Consider the following 21,053-nt stretch of genomic DNA (forward strand, 5'->3'; position numbering starts at 1 on the left):
TGATCAGCTGTCGCTGATTGATTTGGCAAGGCTTCGCCATGCAGAAAGTCGTGGGTCTCCGACCCACACCCGGGCAAAGGGGACTAGGCGGCTTCGCCCCTTTGCAAACCCCCTGCCGCCCCAACCGAAGTTGTGACCCATCGTAAAATGCCTTCAATGTACGCAAACGCCGCCGATTCGCCGTCCCTGGCTCAGCGGCGTCTGCCCCGTCATCCCTGACGGGTCTTGCTATTGAATCCATTTCCCTCCGGCAACTCCGGACGGGGACTGGTGTTACCTGCGACTATGATGTGTTCTTTATTTAGCTATCTTGACTCAGTTAGTCCCAGTGAGATTACGGCTTCGATTACAACCTTCAGACGTTCTCCTTTTGATATCCAATATCGGTCTTCAAAAATCTGCTCTGCTAAACTTTGCCATTTTGTTTCCAATTCAGAGTTGCTCGAATTGTAAAAATCGACATTAAATTTGCACTCTTTACTTAGGGCGAAAAGGATAATGTCCGCATACTCTGGGTAATGTCCATTTTGATCTAAGGCTGGAAGTTCTCCCTGCAGTAAAAGGAATTCTCCTAGTCTTTTCGCATCAAGTTTGTTACCTACGGTCTCTTTAGCTAATTCAGGATTGAAGCAGTACAGCGATATTCCCAGTAAACGGAGTAGTTTGTAGGACCATACCTTATTACCTAAGGGATCCTCATCGCTCAGCATTTGATAAATCTCTAAATGCCTAACAAAGGTCTCAACTTCCCTAAGAGAGATTTTATTGACCTCTATGATTCGCTCCATTAGGGCTAGGTATGAGTCTCTTTCCAGTCCACTATCCTTCAAAATAGGACTGTGCAAAATTTGATTAATATAATGTTGTGCAGAAGCAAGGCGAGTTTCGTAGTTGTAGTTTCTAATTGTGCTGGGAAGAGTGAATGAGAACTTCAGGAATTTGTCCAGATATCGCTGGGCATCTATCGTTGGACCATAACAATGATTGATAGATGCCTTTAATTGTTCTGTATTGGTAACTAAAACGAACTGTACGCCTTCAACATCAAAGGTGTGTTTGATGGTCTCCAGCATCAGCACCGCAAAGTCAGGGCGACATCTATCAAGCTCATCTATGAAGATTACCAGCGGTTTGTCAGCAGTTACTGTCGCCAGGCTCTTCCGAAGTGCCTCCAGATTCTTTTCAGCATCAACGTGGTCTTTCAACAGAGACTCGACAGAAGTATCGATAGCTTTGTCGGTTACTTGCTGTACTTCTTGTTCAAACCCTTCAACAACATCGGCTACGTCCTGTTTAAGCAAGTGGGAGACAACTGCTTTTGCTCCAGCTTTTAAGCTATATCTGAGTGCTGGTAGAGCTTTTTGAATGAGGTTATTTCGCTGATTGTCATCAGGAAGAGACTTAACCACTTCAGCTAGCACTGTCAGCAATGGCTCATTTGCATGATCGGCTTTAAACGCGTCGATATAGATTAATTCATGACAGTCTTCTTCCTGCATCAAGTCAATAAGCTTGTGGCAGAACTCGGTTTTCCCAAGCCCCCAAGTGCCATCAATCACCATGGGAGACACGGAGATCTCAGACTTGAGGAGTTTGATAACTTTCTCTGCAATTTTTCGACGTTGAAACTCGTCGCGACTTTCAAACTTGAGCTCGGGATTAGCTGACATAATTGTTCCTGAAAGATGTCTTTGGATGCCTAAAGCTAACAGCACGATTTTGGTAATAACTTGATTTAAATCTACTTTGTGTGTTGTGGCGCAGTTGAGTCTGGCTGGAGAAAATCAGGTTACACCAATTCCCCGTCCGAAGTTGCCGGACGACTGCCTGGATGCAGGAGGTAGAACGAAGCAGGATGCCAGAGTCGAGTATCGCGAAGCGATAAGGTCACAAGCGCGAGCCCAGGACCTGCCAAGCTGGATAGGAAGTACAAGGACGTGCTTCGGGGAATCGGTGGCGGTTGCGTAATTGAGGTCATTTGACGATGGATGGCAACTTCGCTTGGGGCCGCAGGGGAGATCTAAAGGGCGAATGCTTGCCTGTACCTATACTGGCTCATGAAACTCTTACTAGAGCTAAGGTATTAACCTATTCGTTTAATATTATCTGTTATCACTAACAACTGCCGATTTAACGCTGGTATCCACAGTGTTGCTGGGTTATGGCTGACACCATAATTCACAATTAATAGTGGAGGTTTCAGTGAGAGCATCAATCGTGGCTTTGATGTTGGGTGCGATGGCTATTGGCTGTGCACAGGCGGAAGATAGTCCCCATTTGATAGGGGGGAGTGTAGGTTACGGCTCGCTGGAGTTTGAGCATCGTAACAGCCAGCTTTATGACGGCGGCGATGGCGCGACTATGGATATCTGGTATCGCTATATGTTCAGTGAGCACTGGGGCGCTGAGCTGAGTTATATGGGTGGTGAAAGCGGCATCATCAGCGCCATATTCGACTCTATTTCCAATATCAGCGATCTCAGATATCACGGTGGCAGAGTATCTGTTTATGGCGAACTTCCTCTGTATCGCAGAGGCGGTCTTTATGCCAAAGCGGGCTATGGCAGTTATAACGTTCGTTATGATCTTGATGATGTCGGTCAGGATACCAGTGACCAGGGATTTGTCGGTTCGCTGGGCTTTCAGCACAGATTTAATAGCGGCCTGGGGTTGCATGTCGAGTATCAGCGTTTGTCTCTGGATAAACTAACCGGCGACAGTTTCAACTTTGGCCTGTCATGGCGCTTCTGAGTCAGAGGCTAAATATGGGATTTACTGTCGTAGTTAATGTAAATGGATACAGTTGGCCGCACTCTTGGTGCAAGTAGCACCTGTCGAATATGACTGCTGGCAAAGGAAGGCCGCTAATCTCATCACCAAATGATGAGAATAGACATGCTATTCGGCTCACTTAATGATGCGAATAGCCATCGGATTCTAATCCCATGCTTCACCTCCAAACAGAACACCTGATCAAAAAGTCCCACCGACACCTGAGGTATAACCTCAACCATTAAGTTCCTATACAGCTGCAAAACCATACACTTAAGACAACACATAACCCCTTTATGGCAGTTGGAGGTAATGGTGAAGTCTGGAGTGACGGCAGTACTGATAAGTACACTGGCAGTGGGGGCCGCTCACGCCAGTGAGGGTAACCATATTGTCGGCGGCAGCGTCGGTTATGGCGCGCTGGAATACGATAACCGCAATGACGATGTATACGACGGCGGTGATGGCGTGGCTCTGGATCTCTGGTATCGCTATATGCTCAGCGATGACTGGGGCGTGGAGCTGGGCTATATGGGGGGCGAAGGCGGCTATTTTCGGGGGATTTGGGACCCGATTTCCAGCATCCGCAATCTGCAATATTCAGGTGCCAGAGCCTCGGTTTATCGAGCCTTTCCCATCTACAGTGACGGCAGTCTGTATGGCAAAGTCGGCTATGGCTTGTTCGATATAGATTACGACCTCAATAAAGTGCCTCAACGCGCTCATGATCAGGGGTTTGTCGGCGCTTTTGGCTTCGAACACAGGTTCTCCGACCAATTCGGCGTGAATGCCGAGTATCAGCTTATCCCTTTGGGCGACCTTACGGTTTTCAATATTAATCTGGGCGTTTCCTGGCGCTTCTGAGCCCGCCCCATGCAATGGCAATTACTAGACTTGGTGGTACAGGGCTGCTTTCAGCCCAAAATATTGTGTTTATTGACTAAATCACATGATTAGCAACATCTGAATTATGAGATCGAGTTAACAATTTGCTGGTTATTTTTTGGTTAGAGAACGTAATTTCCGACTGCCTCACGGTTTACGACATTTATTCCCGTTAACCTCTGTTGCTCACAAAGTTAACCATTTTGAGGTATGGCTGCGTGGCCTTCCGGTAAGATGCCGGATGCGGATATCACCAATCTTCAGGAAACACTATGTCGCAGATAATTCACACTTTGGATAATGGCCTGATTAAGCCGTATGAAGCCAATATCACTGTTCCCAACTGGATGCTGTCCGGTATGGAGCGGGTGATGCAACACTATGTGGATAAGAACCTGCGTCTGGATACTGTGTCTGCCGAGGTGATGCCAGTGCCACAGCCGGGCAAGAAGTACATGCTGTATGCCCATGTGCCTTTCTGCCATACCCTGTGTTCCTACTGTACCTTCCACCGCTTCCTGTTTAAGGAAGACAAGGCCCGTGCTTACTTTATCTCTCTGCGTAAAGAGATGGATATGGTGAAGTCTCTGGGTTACGACTTCGAAGCCATGTATATCGGCGGCGGCACCACAACCGTGCTGGAAGACGAGCTGGTGAAGACCATTGAACACGCGCGCAAGCTGTTCCCTTCCATCAAGGAAGTGTCCTGTGAGTCTGATCCCCGCCATCTGGATACCCCAGGGTTCAAGATGCTCAAGGGCCTAGTAGACCGTATGTCTATCGGTGTGCAGAGCTTCGACGACGGCATTCTGAAGATGACCGAGCGTCTTGAGAAGTTCGGCAGTGGTCAGCAGGTGTTTGACAAGGTGGCGGCAGCCAAAGAGCTGTTCCCTATCGTTAACGTGGATCTGATCTTCGGCTTCCGAGGTCAGACAGAAGAGATTATTCAGCACGATCTGGAGATGGCCCGTCGACTGGACCCTCGTCAGATCACCACTTACCCTCTGATGATCACCCATCAGACCCGCAAGAGCGTGAAGGGTAAGCTGGCGGCTGAGCAGAAAGATATGGCTAACCAGTACCGCCAGATCCTCAACTCACTCAATGGTCAGTACAACCAGCTGACAGCCTGGGCGTTCGGCAAGGCCAACGATGAAGGCTTCGACGAGTATGTGATCGACTATGACGAGTATCTGGGTGTGGGCTCGGGCTCATTCAGCTTCCTGGATGACACCCTATATGTGAACACCTTCTCCCTGCGCAAGTACCAGGAGCGTATTGCTGCCGGTAAGATGGGCGTGGAGCAGCAGAAGAAGTACAGCAAGAAAGATGTGATGCAGTATCGCTTCCTGTTGGGCATGTTCTCAGGCCGTCTGTCCCGCAAGTATTTCCGCGACACCTTTGGTGTGAACCTGGATACTGCGCTGTTTAAAGAGATGACCGCCATGAAGGCGATCGGCGCGCTGAAGAATGACCCGAACAACCCGGAAGAGCTGATCATCACTGATAACGGTAAGATGATGGGCCTGTTGATGATGAAAGAGTTCTACTCAGGTATGGATAACGTCCGTGCCCAGCTGCGTAAGCCGCTGAAGCCTTGCGACATGTAACAGCCCCGCTGTAGCAAGTGATGATAAAGCCCGGAATATCCGGGCTTTTTTGTGCCTGAAATAGGGTAAAAGCCCTTTTTATGCCCAGGACCGTCGGGAAACTGGGTATTTTGGCTTGTGGGCATAGTTCTGGATAAAAAATATTCGCCGATCAAATCCTGCCCAAATCACTTCCCTGACACAGTTAACTCGTTGTTTGCAATGCGGATCACTTTAAATCTGACTGTTTTGGATGCTTTGGTATCTTATATTAGTAATATTGCGGTTATATCTGCCTGTATTGATTCAAATAATAGATTGGCCTAACATTCAGGCAACACATATTGCGAAAAGGCTGCGAAATGAGCAAACCGGTCAACTACTCCGTTTTTTGCAAACGTTACCAGCTGGATGCCGCTGAACCCGATACCCGCAGGTTGTACAAGGTGTATACCAGTCGCCTGGATGTATTTAATAAGGTGTTCAGTGATTTGATTGTTGCCGAGGCGATTGCCAAGGCGAGGGATGCCACGGCTGGTCTCCGCAGATAATCACGACGCGCATAATAAAAGCCCGGCTTAATGCCGGGCTTTCTGTTGCCGGGGATCAGGCCGATTTCTCTGTGGGGGGCTCATCGCTGCTGCCGCTCTCGGCTCTGGCTGCCTTACTCTGTTTTTTGTTGGCGTACATGGCCGCATCAGCCTTGCGGATCAGATCGTCGGACGAGATGTAGTCGGGCGGTTGGGTATCTGCCAGCCCCATGCTGATCTCCAAAGACTCCCACTCCTTTCCCAGGGCTACCCTGATGCGCTCACAGACCACCTTTTCTGCATGTTCGGCATCACAATTGGGCAGCAGTATGCAGAACTCATCGCCGCCATAGCGGAAACATCTGTCCTCCTCACGGCAGCAGGACTTGATGAGTCTGGCAACACCTTTGAGTACCTTATCCCCCGCCAGGTGCCCCAGCTCATCGTTGATGGGCTTAAAATTGTCGATATCCATATAGATAAAACAGACAGCTTCATTCCTGCGTTGAGCGGCTTTAAGCACCTGATTCATGATGGATTGCAAATGTCTGACGTTCAGCAGGCCTGTGAGTGGGTCGGTGCGGGATTGCTCCTCCAGCTGTTTGGTTCGCTCCATTACCTTGAGCTCCAACTCTCTGGCGTACTCTTCCGATCTGACCCTGGCTATCTGCACTTCTGATACCAGGGAGTGAATATAGGTGTCGAACACCAGGGTGTTGTCGAACATCAGCAGCTTTTCCAACGCCTTGGTGACTCTGTCGTACTCCTCTTCGGATTGCAGCTCTTTACGCATCACTTCAAACAGAATGTTCTTCAGTTCCAGCATGGCTGAGAAATAGAGTTTGGGTTCTACTCCAATACGTTTGTGTACCATGCCGATACGCAGTATGTCGTTGACATAGGAGATACCATAGTCACCGCTGAACAACTGCAAAATATAGCGACTTTGGGCCGAACTCAGACGGGCCATGGTGTCTGAATCTCCTATCAGCTGGACAATCTCGGGCACGCCGGTCTGGAAGTCATGGAACTTAAACAGCAGATCTTCAAGTTCGGCATCGATCAGGTCATGGCACCCTCTGAGAATCACCGCATCACTGGACTCAAACCCAAACAGCTGCTTTCGTTGCTCTATCTCGTACTCATTTAAGCCCATCTGTTCCAGCAGGGTCAGAGTTGTTTTGTTGGTTGTTTTTAATTGCTGATCCATTCGTGTCCGCCCATCTGCAATTAGGTACCGGTTTTACTTTGGGTGATGAGTTTATCCAGCTCGGTCTGTGCCTTGGTAAAGTCAAACTCGTTAATCGCTGATTCAACCAGACTGAAGTCTATGCCCAGGTGATCCAGGGCATCGGCGTTTTGCTTCAGCAGGTCGATAAAGTCTATGGCCTGGGTATCAAAATTCTGCAGTAGCATAGAGAGTTGTTGCAGCTCCATCATAAACTCGTCGGCATCATAGGGGCGGACCTCTCTTGGAGTCTGCTCCTGTGCATCTTTCTGTGGGCCAAGATGGACAATATCCTGCTCCAGTCTTTCCATCAGATCCCGCAGGGTGTCAATAAAGTCGGCGTCGGGCAGCTCCTTGTTGGCACCATTGGTTTCCAGCTGGCGTCCCAGCTGTGACAGCCTGTCTGCGGAGATATTGGCTGCGGCGCCTTTAATGGTATGCCCTGCAAGGCGCAGATAATCATAGTCGGCCTCTTCCAGTGCATTTCTAAGGGTATCCAGTTCCTGTTTACGGCTTTGCAAGAAGGAATCGGTGATCTGCCAGTAGAGCTTTTGGTTACCCCCAAGTCTTCCCAGGCCATCATCCACATCCAGCACCTGGGCCTGATAGTCACCCTGGGTATTGGCGCTGCCACTGGGTTCAGTCGCAGGGGCTTCAGCGGGTTTTGGCTTTGATACGGGCTCAGGGGCTGGCTCTGCCTTGGCTGGCTGCTGGGCAACCGGCTCCGGCGCGGTGTTTTGAGCTGGCTGCTCCTCCTGTACCGCTTCAGGCTCCAGCTCGATAACATTACTGGATTCCTGTTTGTCAGTGCCGGGTTTATCAGGGCCCGGTTGGTTGTCATCTGTATCCAGCCAGCGGCAGATTTTGGAGACCAGTTCATCGACATTGATCGGCTTACCGATATGGTCGTTCATCCCCGCTTTCAAACAGGTTTCTACATCCTGATCCATGGCGTTAGCTGTCATGGCCAGCACCGGCAGCTTATGCAAAGTTGGATCTTTACGGATCTCTTTGGTGGCAGTGATACCGTCCATCACTGGCATCTGCATATCCATCAGCACCAGATCGAACTTCTCTTTGGCCAGTGCATCCAGTGCTTCCTGGCCGTTGTTGGCGACAATTACTACCGGTCCATAAGGCTCGAGAATACCTTTGGCCACTTCCTGATTGGTTTCATTGTCTTCAACCAGCAACAACCGCGCATCCTTCATGGCGCTGCCGTCGGCGTCCTTCTTGATCCTGTGGCTGGGCAGGGTGGTTTCCCGCTGAATACCGAAGGCATTCATGATGGAGTCGAAGATCAGCGATGGATTCACCGGCTTGATCACCAGACCGTCGAACAGTTTCTCGTTTTCGCCACTCAGGCCTATCTCGCGGCCGTAGGCGGTGACCATAATCACCTTAGGTGCTGAGGCCAGCTGTTTCTCTCTGAGCTGACGAGTCGTCTCTATGCCATCCATACCCGGTAGCATCCAATCCATAAAGATCACTTCATAGGGGTCACCATCGGATTCGGCCTTGCTGACCGCGGAAATCGCCTCAAAGCCTGTGCTGACAGTGGTGACCCTGAAGGTCATGGCTTCAAGTAATCCCAGCATAATTTCGCGGGCGGCATCATTGTCGTCCACGACCAGAATGCGCTTGTTATTCATATCGGCCTGGGGCTGGTAGAAGCGCTTGGCCTTGGCATCCTGCAGACCCGCCTTGATGGTAAAGCCGAAGATCGAGCCTTTACCCGGCTCGCTGGTCACCCAGATACGGCCACCCATAAGCTCCACCAGACTCTTGGAGATGGTCAGGCCCAAACCTGTGCCGCCGTATTTGCGGGTAATAGAGCCATCAGCCTGGGAGAAGGATTTGAACAGGCGGCCCAGTTGCTCTTCTGACATGCCAATACCTGAATCCTGGATCTCCACCTGCAACATGATGCCGTCGTCGAACTGTTCGGTCTGTTTGACCCGGACAATCACTTCGCCCTTCTCGGTAAACTTGATGGAGTTACCACACAGGTTGATCAGCACCTGGGCGAGACGCAGAGGGTCACCCACCAGAGCAGTAGGCAGGTTGGGTTCGATATCAAACAGGAACTCCAGTCCTTTCTCGTCAGCCTTGATACCAATCACATTGGCGAGGTTGTCCAGCACCTCATCCAGCAGGAAGTCGATGTTCTCCACTGACAGTTTGCCCGCTTCCACTTTGGAGAAGTCGAGGATGTCATTGATGATGCCCAACAAGGACTTGGCGGCATTATCTATCTTGGTGACATAGTGCTGTTGTTTGTCGTTCAGGCCTGAGTTCATGGCCAGGTGAGCCATACCGATAATGGCATTCATTGGAGTACGGATTTCGTGACTCATATTGGCCAGGAACTCACCCTTGGCCTTGGAGGCATCATCGGCGGCATCTTTGGCGGAGCGCAGCTCAAGCTCCAGGTCTTTCTGTTCGGTAACATCTACAAACAGACCCACAATACCTTTTGGCGCGCCTTTGCTGGAGTAGTAGGTCGCCTCATAAATACTGATATGACGTTGCTGATCTTCAGCATTCTTGAGGTTTAATTCGTACTGGGTGGCGCCGGGAGAGTCCATCAGGGCTTTTTCGGCATTGTCGAAGATAGCTGCGATATCGGCAGGGAAGTGATCCTCAGGCTTGGTTTGCAGAATGTCGGTTTCAAACATACCGATAAAGTCACTGAAGCCATTGTTCACACCCAGGTACTTGCCTTCCGCATCCCGGAAGTACATGGGGCTTGGAATCGCATTGAGTACCTGCTGGTTAAATTCGAGTTGTTCAGCAATCTGACGCTCAGCCTTAGCTTGTTGTTCGGCGTTACGGGTCAGCTCAAGGTTGATGGCCAGATCAGAGCGGATAAGCCCCAGCCAATCCAGACTGGCATCCTGCAGTGGCGAGGCGGTTCCCAACTCCAGCAAGCCGATGACCCTTTCATTCACCTGCAGAGGGAAGAAGTGCAACTCGCACAAAGTCAGCTCGCCGCTGACCAGAGGGATCTTGTACTTGTCACCCAGGTCACGCAGGGCGAAGTGCTTTTTGGAGTAGAGCAGACTCATCTGGATACTGTCTGCTGCAGTCAGTTCTTTGGAGGCGTCTTCGCTGTAGCCAAAGCCGGAAATACGAACCAATTGGTCGTTGTCATAGGTGTACAGGCCAATCAAAGGCAGCTGGAAGCGACTGGCCAGGAAGTCGATAATGCAACGACCGAAATCTTCACCGTTCTCACTGTCACGCATCACATCGGTGAACTCTTTAATGGAGGCGTTGGATTTCAGCTGGTTGCTGACTTCGCTGAAAATCAGGTTGAGTGCTTTGGCCTGGGGGGTAAAGGCACCCTTGTTGTTCTCTCTGAGCTGGAACTCATAGTCGCGTTTGGCGACCTGGTTCACCAGACGCTTCTGCATTCTGTCTGCCGGTGACAGATACCAGCGCCACAGGAAGAAAAAGCAACTGACCAGAGCGAGCAGGGTAATAGAGAAGATCCACATCTGCAGATAGTTAAGGGTATGCAGTTGATCACTGGAGGCCTGCCATTCGCTGGTGGCTCTGTCGCTGACGTTACGGTAGAAGTCGCCAATCGGGCTCATAATGCGCCCTTTTTCCTGGAAGTAACTGTTTCCAAACAGCAGATCCAGTGCTTTTTGTTGGTCTGGTGAGACCTTAAGTATCCCTTTCTTGTTGCGCTCCAATCCTTCCACGGCATCGAACGCCTGGCGCTCCAGATTGACCAGGTTATCTGAGTAGGCCAGTGCCTGGCGCAGCAGGCCCAGTTCCATCTCATTAATGCCGGACTCAGACATGCGCTCAAGCAACGAGGCATAGCGTTTATCCGGGTTGTTGCCCGGGCGCAGTATTTCAGAGGGCATGGCAACCCTGTCCCAGTATTCAAACTGATGGCCATCCGGTACAGGTGAAGCGCCATTGCGTACCGCGAGGACCTGGTTAAACAGTTGTTTCCACTTGGGATTACCTGTGGCTGCATAGGCTCTGGCGAATTTAGTCAGATTGTCTGAGCTCTGCTTTAACTCCTGCGCCAACAAGATGCGCTCCTGGGTCAGCAACATACGCTGATCAAGGTTCCTGCTTTGTTCCTCAATTTGCACGAACAATATGCCCATCGTGATCATCAACAGGGTGATCACTGAAAAGAGAACAAGGAAAATAATCCGAATCGAGCTCATTGTGTTGTCCTGTTATCGCCTGAGTTGCCTATTTTTGCTGACACCGACTAGATTTAATTTATGGCATGCACTTGCCGACCAGATTAAGTGTAGGTCACAGGGGAGTTTTTTGTGGCAAATGGCCCATAACCGGGCAAAGAGGACAACACAGTGGAAACTAAAACAAAATCGAACGTGTTGATCGTGGACGATGCACCTGAAAACCTGCAGCTGCTGAATGGCTTGCTGAAGGACAGTTATCAGGTCAAAGCCGCCAACAATGGCGAGCGCGCACTGGAGATAGTGGAAAAAACGCCCATAGATATCATATTGCTCGATGTTGTTATGCCAATGATGGATGGCTATGAGGTCTGCCGCCGCCTTAAGGCAGATAGTAAGTATTCTGATATTCCGGTGATTTTTCTTACCGCCAAAGACTCAAGCAGGGATGAGCAGTACGGCTTTGATTTGGGGGCCAGCGACTACATTGCCAAGCCGGTGAGTCCGCCCGTGGTGCTGGCCCGGGTGCGTACGCATCTGCAGGTAAAAGCGTCTCAGGATTTTCTGAAAGATCAGAACTCCTTCCTTGAAGCGGAAGTTCGCAAGCGGATGAAGCAGGTCAGCGAAGTGCAGGATGTGACTATCTCGGCGCTGGCCAGTCTGGCCGAAACCCGGGATCAGGAAACCGGTTACCATATTCGCCGCACCCAGTGGTATGTGAAGTTGTTGGCTGAGAAAGTGAAGGATCACCCCAGATTTTGTGATGAGTTGACCCCGGAAATCATTGATGCCTTTTTTAAGTCTGCGCCTTTGCATGATGTGGGTAAAGTGGGTATCGCCGACAACGTGCTGCTAAAACCGGGCAAGCTGACCGCTGAAGAGTTCGAAATCATGAAGGGGCACGCCTACCTTGGGTTCCATGCGCTGGAGATGGCGGAGCAGGAGATAGGTACGGAGGATTCCTTTTTGACCGCAGCCAAGGATATTGCCCACTATCACCATGAAAAGTGGGATGGCAGTGGTTATCCCAATGGTTTGAGCGGTGAGGATATTCCATTGTCGGCCCGCTTGATGGCGATTGCCGATGTGTACGACGCGCTGATCAGTAAGCGTGTATACAAGGATGCCATGCCCCATGACAAGGCGCTGGAAATTATCCGCGAAGGGCGCGGCAGTCACTTCGACCCGGACCTGATCGATGCCTTCTTTGAAATTGAACATCAGTTTATGGAGATCGCCGAGAAGTACAAAGACTGACTGGTCAACATGTTATTAAAAAGCCGGGCACCGCCCGGCTTTTTACGTTTCAGTGGTCCTGCCCTGAAACAGGATTACATATTCGGATAGTTGGGGCCGCCGCCACCCTCAGGGGTGACCCAGGTGATGTTTTGACTTGGGTCCTTGATATCACAGGTTTTACAGTGGATGCAGTTCTGACTGTTAATCACAAACTTTGGCTGACCTTCATCCTCAACAATCTCATATACTCCTGCAGGGCAGTAACGCTGGGCCGGCTCATCATATTTGATCAGATTCACCTGCACCGGAATATTAGGGTCGGTCAGCTTGAGATGACAGGGCTGGTCTTCCTCGTGATAGGTGTTGGACAGATAGACAGAAGAGAGTTTGTCGAAGGTGAGTTTGCCGTCCGGCTTGGGATACTCAATCTTTGGATAGTCGCTGGCGGCCGCCATCTGGGCATAGTCCGGCTTGTCATCCCGCAAGGTGACAGGGAATTTGCCGCCAAACCAGTTTTGGTCCACATAGTTGAACGCGCCACCCAGCAAGGTGCCGAACTTGTGCATGGCCGGGCCAAAGTTGCGGGAGCGGTAAAGCTCCTCATGGAGCCAGGATTGCTCAAACCTGTCCTGGAAGCAGTTCAGATCTTTGCCGCCCTCTACGCCAGCCATCAGAGCTTCGCCCAGCGTATCCGCTGCCAGCATGCCACTCTTAATCGCTGTGTGGGTGCCTTTAATCTTGGCGAAGTTCAGGGTACCGGCGTCGCAGCCGATCATCAGGCCACCGGGGAAGCTCATCTTGGGCAGTGAGTTCAGGCCGCCCTTGGCAATGGCGCGAGCACCATAGGTAACCCTTTCACCACCGGCCAGATTGGTGGCAATCACAGGATGGGTCTTGAAGCGTTGGAACTCATCAAAGGGGCTCAGGTGTGGGTTTGAGTAGTTAAGGTCAACAATCAGGCCTACTACTACTTGATTGTTCTCCAAATGATAGAGGAAGCCACCGCCCGATGCGCCTTGATTCAGTGGCCAGCCCCCACTGTGGACCACCTTGCCAGGCTGGTGAAGCTCATCCGGTACTGTCCACAACTCTTTAAAGCCCAGGCCATAGTGTTGAGGTGATTTGCCGTTATCCAGGTGGAATTGTTCAATCAGCTGTTTGCCCAGATGGCCGTGACACCCTTCAGACAACACAGTGTACTTGGCGTGCAGTTCCATACCCGGCATATGGCCATCTTTTGGTTGACCATCGGCACCTATGCCCATATCGCCAATCAGTATGCCTTTGACGCTGCCATCTTCGTGGTACAGCATTTCACTGGCGGCAAAGCCGGGGAAGATTTCAACGCCCATCTCTTCAGCCTGTTCGGCGAGCCAGCGGCACAGGTTACCCACGCTGATAATATAGTTGCCCTGATTGTGCATACTTCTGGGCGTCAGCGACTCGGGCATCAGCTTTGAGTCACTTTCAGACTTAAACAGATAAATTTCATCGTGGCTGACAGGGGTATGCAGTGGGGCTCCACGCTCCTGCCAGTCAGGGAAGAGTTCGGTCAGTACTTTGGGCTCGAACACGGCACCGGACAGAATATGGGCACCCACTTCGGAGCCTTTTTCTACCACGCATACCGTCAGTTCTTTGCCTGAATCCCTGGAAATCTGCATCAGGCGGCAAGCGGTGGCCAGGCCGGCCGGACCTGCGCCCACGATGACAACATCAAACTCCATAAATTCGCGTTCCATTCTCCCTCACTCCTTTTGTTGTCCCGGTGATTTTCCAATTGTTTTTGTTGTTTTATTGGACGGGGTTGAGATTTTTTGTCCACCATACCCCAAATTCGTACTGTGTCCCAGCGAGAGATAATGTGCGGCATGGTTCAATATTTATTTTTTATGGGTGACCAGTGTCACAAATAGTTCACGCAAAGGTTAACGCCTGGATGAATTAGCGGCAATTCAGGTGTTAATTCGACGATTTTTGAGCATATAATGCGGTATTGACGGTTCTCCGAGCTTCTAACCCTACGTCCACATGATACGGGTTGTTAGCCGTGGTGAAAAAGCCACCGGGGTGAAGAAAGAAATGACTTCGCCTCCCGTGTTTGGAAAGGTGATCATGTCCCTGCTTCAAGACGACTTCGGTCGCAAATTTCAATATTTGCGCATGTCGGTTACCGATGTGTGTAATTTCAAATGCAGCTACTGTCTGCCTGACGGCTATCGTCCGGACGGTAAGCCCAAGTTTCTTAATCTCAATGAGATTGAAAACCTGATCAGTGCCTTCGCCAAAGTGGGTACCCGCAAGGTACGTATTACCGGCGGTGAGCCAACCCTGCGCAAAGACTTCACTGACATAGTGCGTCTGGTGGCAGACCATCAGGATATTCGCACTGTGGCGACTACTACCAATGGTTATCGCCTGGCCCAGCACGCCAAAGAGTGGTACGACGCAGGCCTGCGCCGTATCAATGTCTCTGTGGATAGCCTGGACCCGCGCATGTTTTACCAGATCACCGGCGAGAACAAGTTCGATGAGGTGATGCGGGGAATCGATGCGGCGCTGGAAGCCGGTTTCGAGCGGGTAAAGGTGAATGCGGTTCTGCTGAAAGATCTCAATGACAAAGATCTGCCTGCTTTCCTTAACTGGATTAAGGGCACGCCAATCGACCTGAGATTTATCGAGCTGATGGAAACCGGTCTTGGTCATGATTACTTCAAGGCCCACCATCTGGCGGGTGCCGATATTCGTGCGCAACTGCTGCAAAGCGGTTGGAGCAAAGATATCAGCAGCAGTGAAGATGGTCCGGCACAAAACTTCAGCCACCCTGATTACCAGGGGCGTATCGGTCTGATCATGCCCTATGAGCAGAACTTCTGCGCCAGTTGTAACCGACTGCGGGTATCCGCCAAGGGTAAGCTGCACCTGTGCCTGTTTACCGAGTCAGGTGTCGACCTGAGGGATCTGCTGCAGTCCCCTGAGCAACAGGGTGAGTTGATTGAGCGGCTGCATCAGCAGCTGCACAACAAGAAAGAAACCCACTATCTGCACCAGGGTGTGACCGGGGTAACCCAGCATCTGGCATCGATTGGCGGCTGATATTGCCGCCAGCGATGCGCCATCGCGTTTGAACAATTTAAGTTGGAAGCTTTATGGGACACTGTACTCAAAGCCAGTTTCAGCCGCTGAATATTGCCGTGCTGACCCTGTCGGATACCCGTACCTTTGACAATGATACCTCTGGTCAGTTTCTGGAAGATGCACTGACTGAAGCCGGCCACAAGCTGGTGGACCGCAAATTGATCAAAGATGACAAGTACCTTATCCGCAGCGTGATCTCTCAGTGGATTGCCGATGAGAATGTGCAGGTTGTGATCTCAACCGGTGGCACAGGTTTCACCAAAAGGGACAATACCCCGGAAGCCGTGAGCGTGTTGTTTGACCGCAGCATTGAAGGTTTCGGCGAACTGTTTCGTCATTTAAGTTTTCTGGAGCTGGGCAGCTCCACTGTGCAGTCTCGTGCCCTGGGTGGCATGGCCAATGGCACAGCAATATTTTGTCTGCCCGGTTCAACCGGCGCCTGCCGCACTGGCTGGAAGATTCTGGCCGAGCAGCTGGACGCACGCCACAGACCCTGTAATTTCGTGCCTCACCTGAAGTCGGTGGCAGAATAAACGTTAAGGATTTCCCATGACCCAGGCTTTTACCCATATCAATGCCGACGGCAACGCTCACATGGTTGATGTGACCGACAAACAGGTTACCGAGCGCGAAGCCCGTGCCGAGGCTTTTATCGAAATGGCGCCGGATACGCTGGCAATGATTATGAGCGGCAGTCACCACAAGGGTGATGTGTTCGCCACTGCCCGTATCGCAGGTATTCAGGCCGCCAAGAAAACCTCAGACCTTATTCCTCTGTGTCACCCATTGATGCTGACCAAGGTTGAGGTAGAGCTTGAGCCTCAGGTTGAACATAACCGTGTGCGCATTACCTCTCTGTGCAAGCTGTCCGGTAAGACAGGCGTAGAGATGGAGGCCCTGACAGCGGCCTCTGCTGCAGCCCTGACCATCTATGACATGTGTAAGGCGGTGCAGAAAGATATGGTGATTACCCAGGTTCGCCTGCTGGAGAAGCGTGGCGGAAAATCCGGTCACTTCAAGGTGTAATAAGATGATTAATGTACTGTTTTTTGCTCAGGTTCGTGAGCTTCTGGGCACGGCCAAAGTTGAAGTGGCCTTCGATGAAAGCCTGACCACTACTGAAGCCCTGCGCGCCCATCTGGCGGCACAGGACGAGAAGTGGGGCCGGGTGATGGCCAACGATAAGCTGCTGGTGGCGGTGAATCAGACCATCAGCAACTGGGAAGCTGGTGTCAAAGATGGCGACGAAGTGGCCTTCTTCCCACCGGTTACCGGAGGTTAATATGATTCGGGTTCAGACTCAGGATTTCGACGTACCAACCGAGTACGCCAGAATTGCCGTCGACCACAGTGACGGCGCTGTTGTGACCTTCGTGGGTAAAGTGCGTGATTTCAACGACGGCAGCAGTGTGACCGACCTGACCCTGGAGCACTATCCGGGCATGACAGAGTCTGTGCTGGAGCAGATTGAGGCTGAGGCCCGCGAGCGCTGGCCCCTGAACCATGTCACCATTATCCACCGTGTGGGGACTATGGCTCTGGGTGAGCAGATCGTCTTTATTGGCGTATCCAGTGCCCACCGCAAGGCTGCTTTTGCTGCCTGTGAGTTCCTGATCGATTTCCTTAAAACCAAGGCACCTTTCTGGAAACTGGAAGCCGGTGAGCAGGGTGAGCACTGGGTGGAAGCCCGTGACTCCGACGAGCAGGCTGCCAAAATGTGGGAACAGGAGTAATCTGCTGTGAAAATCCTGACCCGGTCGCTGTCGCGATTCCTGATGTCCATCTCTTTGGGGCTGGGGATATTGCTGCCAACGCTGATGGTACCGGCCTTTGCTGATACTCCGGCGATTGCTGCTGCAGCCAATATCAAGTTTGCCCTCGACGACATCGCCAAAGGCTTTACCCGTGACACGGGACACAGGGTCAGAATCTCCTATGGTTCCTCCGGCAACTTTGTTGCCCAGATTAAAAATGGTGCACCGTTTCAGCTGTTTATGTCGGCGGATGAGAAGTATATCCATCAACTGACGGCGGACGGTCTGGTGAGCGCTGAGCCGGTGGAATACGCCGTCGGTCGGTTGGCTCTGGCGGCACCGAAAAACTCGCCACTGACCCTGGATACAGAGCTTAATGGCCTTAAGGCCATGCTGGTGGCGGGAAAAATTAAGCGCTTTGCCATCGCCAACCCTGAACATGCCCCCTATGGAGAGCGTGCCAAAGAGTACCTTGAGCACTTCAGCCTGTGGCAGCAAGCCGAGCCCAAACTCATCTATGGTGAAAATGCCTCTCAGGCGGCGCAGTTCGCTATCAGTGGTTCAACGCAGGGCGGCATAGTGCCTTTGTCGCTGGTAAAAGCGCCGCAGTTTATGGCCCGCGCCAACTATATTGAGTTGCCGAATGAATTCCACGGCAGTCTGGCTCAGGATATGGTGCTGCTGCCCAATGCCGGAGAAGTGGCGCAATCTTTCTATCAGTATCTGCAGTCCGACAGGGCCAGGCAGGTATTCCTCAACTACGGATTCGGTCTGCCGGCTGAATAGGAAACTGGACTATGGATTGGGAAGCCCTGTGGTTGTCCGTCAAGCTGAGTGCCATCACAGTTATTGTTTTGATCCCTATGGCGGTTCTTACCGGCAGGGCGCTGGCCTATGGTCAGTTCCGGGGTAAGTCCTGGGTTGAGGCCCTGATCATGGTGCCTCTGGTGCTGCCTCCCACTGTAATTGGTTATTACCTTTTAGTCGGACTGGGCAGTCAAAGCTGGCTGGGACAGTTGATTGAAAGCCTGTTTGGTCAGCAGCTGGTGTTCCATTTTTCCGGTCTGGTGGTGGCGTCAGTTATCGTCAATATTCCCTTTGCAGTGCAGCCGATTCAGCGCGCTTTTGAAACCATTCCCCAGGATGTGCGGGATGCCGCTGCCTGTTGCGGTATGAACCGCTGGACCTCACTGTGGCGGATTGAACTGCCCATGGTATGGCCAGGTGTCCTGACCGCGGTTGTGCTCTGTTTCTCCCATGTGCTGGGGGAGTTTGGCGTGGTGTTGATGATGGGCGGTAATATTGCCGGCGAAACCAAGACTATCTCCATTGCTATTTACGACAGTGTACAGGCGTTTGACTTCAATGCTGCCGGTACCATGTCGCTGGTGCTGCTGCTGTTCGCGATTACTGCATTGGCCCTGACGACCAGTTTCACCCGTCGTTTGGGAGGTCAGCATGGCCGTTGATCTGCATTGCCGGGTTAATCAAACCCTGCCAATCCCGCTGAATGCTGATTTCACCTGCCATGCCGGTGAAGTGCTGGCTGTAGTGGGGCCTTCCGGTGGCGGTAAAACCACTTTGCTGCGAATGATAGCCGGTCTGGGCAAACCCACTCAGGGTGAGATCCGCAGTGGCGATACTGTCTGGTTCGACAATAACGGTACCTGTTTGTCGCCTCAGGCCAGACACATTGGCTATGTACCCCAGCACTTCGGCCTGTTCCCCAATCTGACTGCGCTGCAAAACGTGGTCAGCGCGCTGGATCATATCCCTCTGGATGAGAGAGTGCCCAGAGCACTGGACTGGCTGGAGCGGGTGAACCTGCAGGGGATGCCGGACCGTTTGCCATCCCAGCTGTCCGGTGGCCAAAAACAGCGTGTGGCGCTGGCGCGTGCATTGGCGCGGGAACCCTCGATTCTGCTGCTGGATGAGCCTTTCTCCGCAGTAGACAGAGAAACCCGGGAGCGCCTGTATCTGGAACTGGCCAGATTGAAATCTCAGTTGGCTGTGCCTGTGATTATGGTGACCCATGATCTTAACGAGGCGCTGCTGCTGGCTGACCGCATGATACTGATCAGTCAGGGTAAAATGCTGCAACAGGGCAAACCCCATGAGGTGCTTGCCCGTCCCCGTAATGAAGCCGTTGCCCGACAGATGGGCCTGCGTAATCTGTTTAATGCCCATGTGGTGGCTCAGGATGAAGAGCAGGGCATTACCTGGCTGAAGATGGGCGAGATACTGATCGCCAGCGATTATGGCGGCAGTTTGGATATTGGCAGTAAGGTGCGTTGGGTTATCCCCAATCAGGGCATCCGCTTTAACGCTATTGCCAGTGGCCGTTTATGTCGCAGCTTCAACAAGCTGGATGTGATTATTGACTCCATGCTGGTGATGGGTGAAACCGTGCGGCTTATCTGTAATGTGGTGGGGATTGAGGGGCAATTGAATACCGAAGTGCCGTTGCACCTGGCTACCAAGCTGGCGCTGGCGGAAGGTGTGCGTACTACAGTCGCGCTGAAATCTGACCAAATTCATATCCTCGAACCTTGCTAAGCATTTGGTTCCTTACCATTAACATTAGCGAAACTTAATCCGCGATTCACGGCAGCTTCAGTGGCTCTGAGCTAAGATATCCCAAAAAATATGAGGGTATTCGCTATGAGTAACAAAGCTGCTGCCATTTTGCTAATGGCTTCTCTGGTTTCAGCCAGCGCCATGGCTGCCTATACAGGTCCGGGTATTGACGCCCAGATCACCACTGCCAGCGCGGTTAAAGACGCCAAAGACGGCGCTAAAACCCAACTGACCGGAAAAATCATCAAGAGCCTGGGTGACGAGAAGTACCAGTTCCAGGATGAATCCGGTGTTGTGGTGATTGAAATTGATGATGACCTGCTGCGCAACATTCATATTGATGAAAACACCCCGGTTGTACTTGTGGGTGAAGTCGATAGTGACTGGAACGGTCAGGAAGTGGAAATTGACGTTATCAATCTGCTGAACGATACGCCCGCCACAGAGACTGTGGCAGATCACAAGTAATCTATCCTTAAACTGATCTCCGCTTTGCCTGCTGAACCTGCTTCAGCCCGGGGCAAAGTGAGATCGGTTTTGCATATTTGGGGATTGTCTGGCTTATGCCGCATTTCCCCGGCTTCATCTATGTTAGATTGAAGTCGCTGCAATTTACTTAGTTTGTTGAATCTGGAGAATAAAGTGTCGCGCCTCTTGCTTGGTTTAATGCTGATTTCCGGCGTTGCTTTCGCCGAATCTGACCTGTGGCAGCATCTGTCTCAGGTGCAGCATGTTGCGCCAATCAAACTGATGCAGGACGTCGAACGCCAATTCCCCGGAGTGATCGCCGAGTTCAGCACAGAGCTGGATGACGGTGTGCTGACCTATGAGATTGATGTGATCAATCCCAAAGATAAAAGCATGACAGAATTGGTGTATCGCGCCCGCGATGGCCAGTTGCTGCGCCGACAAACAGGAAATCTGACTTCTGAAGATAAAAATGAACTTCAGGCTGCAGCAAAAATTCTTGAGCACAATCAAACCTTTTCTCAACTGATAAACCAGGCAATGCAGACGCATCAGGCGTTTGTGGTCGAAGCACAGCTGGATCGAGACCTCGGGATCAATTACCTTGAACTTGAACTGCTCAATGCAGATGGCAAGGTCAAGCTCGCGTTCGACATCGACCAACAAAAACCACTGCCGCTGCTGACCTGGAGTTGAATCCG

The 21,053-nt window shown here is 51.5% G+C and carries 19 protein-coding genes and 1 riboswitch; of the genes, 15 read left to right on the forward strand and 4 right to left on the reverse strand.

Features of this window, described 5'->3' with window-relative positions; all coding sequences use genetic code 11:
* Positions 1-305 precede the first annotated feature (305 nt).
* A complete protein-coding gene (locus L2725_RS20485; RefSeq protein WP_249250670.1) occupies positions 306-1,670 on the reverse strand; it encodes a KAP family NTPase in 1,365 nt (454 codons plus the stop codon).
* 532 nt (positions 1,671-2,202) lie between these two features.
* On the opposite strand from L2725_RS20485, the gene L2725_RS20490 reads away from it, so the two are divergent.
* The 4 genes from L2725_RS20490 to L2725_RS20505 all read left to right on the forward strand — a co-directional run bounded on the left by L2725_RS20490 (position 2,203) and on the right by L2725_RS20505 (position 5,797).
* Positions 2,203-2,751 (forward strand): porin family protein, encoded by a 549-nt coding sequence (locus L2725_RS20490; RefSeq protein ID WP_249250671.1) that lies wholly within the window; start codon positions 2,203-2,205, stop codon positions 2,749-2,751.
* Between the two features lie 333 nt (positions 2,752-3,084).
* Positions 3,085-3,636 carry a porin family protein gene (locus L2725_RS20495; RefSeq protein WP_249250672.1) on the forward strand — a complete coding sequence of 184 codons (552 nt, stop codon included), beginning with the start codon at positions 3,085-3,087 and terminating at the stop codon, positions 3,634-3,636.
* A 293-nt stretch (positions 3,637-3,929) separates the two neighbouring features.
* Positions 3,930-5,267, forward strand: a complete 1,338-nt coding sequence (locus L2725_RS20500) for a coproporphyrinogen III oxidase family protein (protein WP_248937512.1) — start codon at positions 3,930-3,932, stop codon at positions 5,265-5,267.
* 341 nt (positions 5,268-5,608) lie between these two features.
* Positions 5,609-5,797, forward strand: a complete 189-nt coding sequence (locus L2725_RS20505; RefSeq protein ID WP_249250673.1) for a hypothetical protein — start codon at positions 5,609-5,611, stop codon at positions 5,795-5,797.
* 55 nt (positions 5,798-5,852) lie between these two features.
* On the opposite strand, the gene L2725_RS20510 is transcribed toward L2725_RS20505, so the two are convergent.
* Together L2725_RS20510 and L2725_RS20515 are read right to left on the reverse strand one after the other, a co-directional pair.
* Entirely contained in the window at positions 5,853-6,986 is a 1,134-nt protein-coding gene (locus L2725_RS20510; RefSeq protein WP_249250675.1) for a GGDEF domain-containing protein, read from the reverse strand.
* 20 nt (positions 6,987-7,006) lie between these two features.
* Positions 7,007-11,197 (reverse strand): response regulator, encoded by a 4,191-nt coding sequence (locus tag L2725_RS20515; protein WP_249250676.1) that lies wholly within the window; start codon positions 11,195-11,197, stop codon positions 7,007-7,009.
* A gap of 150 nt (positions 11,198-11,347) precedes the next feature.
* Here L2725_RS20515 and L2725_RS20520 point away from each other — a divergent pair, with 150 nt between their 5' ends.
* Entirely contained in the window at positions 11,348-12,433 is a 1,086-nt protein-coding gene (locus L2725_RS20520; protein WP_249250677.1) for a response regulator, read from the forward strand.
* Positions 12,434-12,507: 74 nt separating this feature from the next.
* Here L2725_RS20520 and L2725_RS20525 read toward each other — a convergent pair whose 3' ends face one another.
* Positions 12,508-14,157, reverse strand: coding sequence for an electron transfer flavoprotein-ubiquinone oxidoreductase (locus L2725_RS20525; RefSeq protein ID WP_249250678.1), 1,650 nt, complete (start codon positions 14,155-14,157; stop codon positions 12,508-12,510).
* A 251-nt stretch (positions 14,158-14,408) separates the two neighbouring features.
* Positions 14,409-14,543: riboswitch (molybdenum cofactor riboswitch) on the forward strand.
* On the opposite strand from L2725_RS20525, the gene moaA reads away from it, so the two are divergent.
* From moaA to L2725_RS20575, 10 genes are all read left to right on the forward strand, one after another.
* The gene (gene moaA, locus L2725_RS20530; RefSeq protein ID WP_248937517.1) at positions 14,531-15,511 is read left to right on the forward strand and encodes a GTP 3',8-cyclase MoaA; all 981 of its coding nucleotides are present in this window, start codon (positions 14,531-14,533) and stop codon (positions 15,509-15,511) included. It overlaps the preceding riboswitch by 13 nt.
* Positions 15,512-15,564: 53 nt before the next feature.
* The gene (gene moaB / locus L2725_RS20535) at positions 15,565-16,086 is read left to right on the forward strand and encodes a molybdenum cofactor biosynthesis protein B (RefSeq protein ID WP_248937518.1); all 522 of its coding nucleotides are present in this window, start codon (positions 15,565-15,567) and stop codon (positions 16,084-16,086) included.
* A gap of 16 nt (positions 16,087-16,102) precedes the next feature.
* A complete protein-coding gene (moaC, locus tag L2725_RS20540) occupies positions 16,103-16,579 on the forward strand; it encodes a cyclic pyranopterin monophosphate synthase MoaC (protein WP_248937519.1) in 477 nt (158 codons plus the stop codon).
* Positions 16,580-16,583: 4 nt separating this feature from the next.
* Positions 16,584-16,835: a molybdopterin synthase sulfur carrier subunit gene (gene moaD, locus L2725_RS20545; RefSeq protein ID WP_115139149.1), complete on the forward strand. Its 252-nt coding sequence runs from the start codon at positions 16,584-16,586 to the stop codon at positions 16,833-16,835.
* 1 nt (position 16,836) lies between these two features.
* The gene (moaE, locus tag L2725_RS20550; RefSeq protein WP_115139148.1) at positions 16,837-17,286 is read left to right on the forward strand and encodes a molybdopterin synthase catalytic subunit MoaE; all 450 of its coding nucleotides are present in this window, start codon (positions 16,837-16,839) and stop codon (positions 17,284-17,286) included.
* Positions 17,287-17,328: 42 nt separating this feature from the next.
* Complete coding sequence (modA, locus tag L2725_RS20555; RefSeq protein WP_428985309.1) at positions 17,329-18,093, forward strand: molybdate ABC transporter substrate-binding protein; 765 nt, start codon at positions 17,329-17,331, stop codon at positions 18,091-18,093.
* A gap of 11 nt (positions 18,094-18,104) precedes the next feature.
* Positions 18,105-18,776, forward strand: coding sequence for a molybdate ABC transporter permease subunit (modB, locus tag L2725_RS20560; protein WP_249250679.1), 672 nt, complete (start codon positions 18,105-18,107; stop codon positions 18,774-18,776).
* Complete coding sequence (locus tag L2725_RS20565; RefSeq protein ID WP_249250680.1) at positions 18,766-19,863, forward strand: ABC transporter ATP-binding protein; 1,098 nt, start codon at positions 18,766-18,768, stop codon at positions 19,861-19,863. The genes modB and L2725_RS20565 overlap by 11 nt, the downstream gene beginning before the upstream one ends.
* A 105-nt stretch (positions 19,864-19,968) precedes the next feature.
* Positions 19,969-20,352: a NirD/YgiW/YdeI family stress tolerance protein gene (locus L2725_RS20570; RefSeq protein ID WP_249250681.1), complete on the forward strand. Its 384-nt coding sequence runs from the start codon at positions 19,969-19,971 to the stop codon at positions 20,350-20,352.
* Between the two features lie 174 nt (positions 20,353-20,526).
* Positions 20,527-21,048, forward strand: coding sequence for a PepSY domain-containing protein (locus tag L2725_RS20575; RefSeq protein ID WP_249250682.1), 522 nt, complete (start codon positions 20,527-20,529; stop codon positions 21,046-21,048).
* Positions 21,049-21,053 lie beyond the last annotated feature (5 nt).

Source organism: Shewanella corallii (assembly GCF_023349125.1).
GTDB lineage: Bacteria > Pseudomonadota > Gammaproteobacteria > Enterobacterales > Shewanellaceae > Shewanella > Shewanella corallii.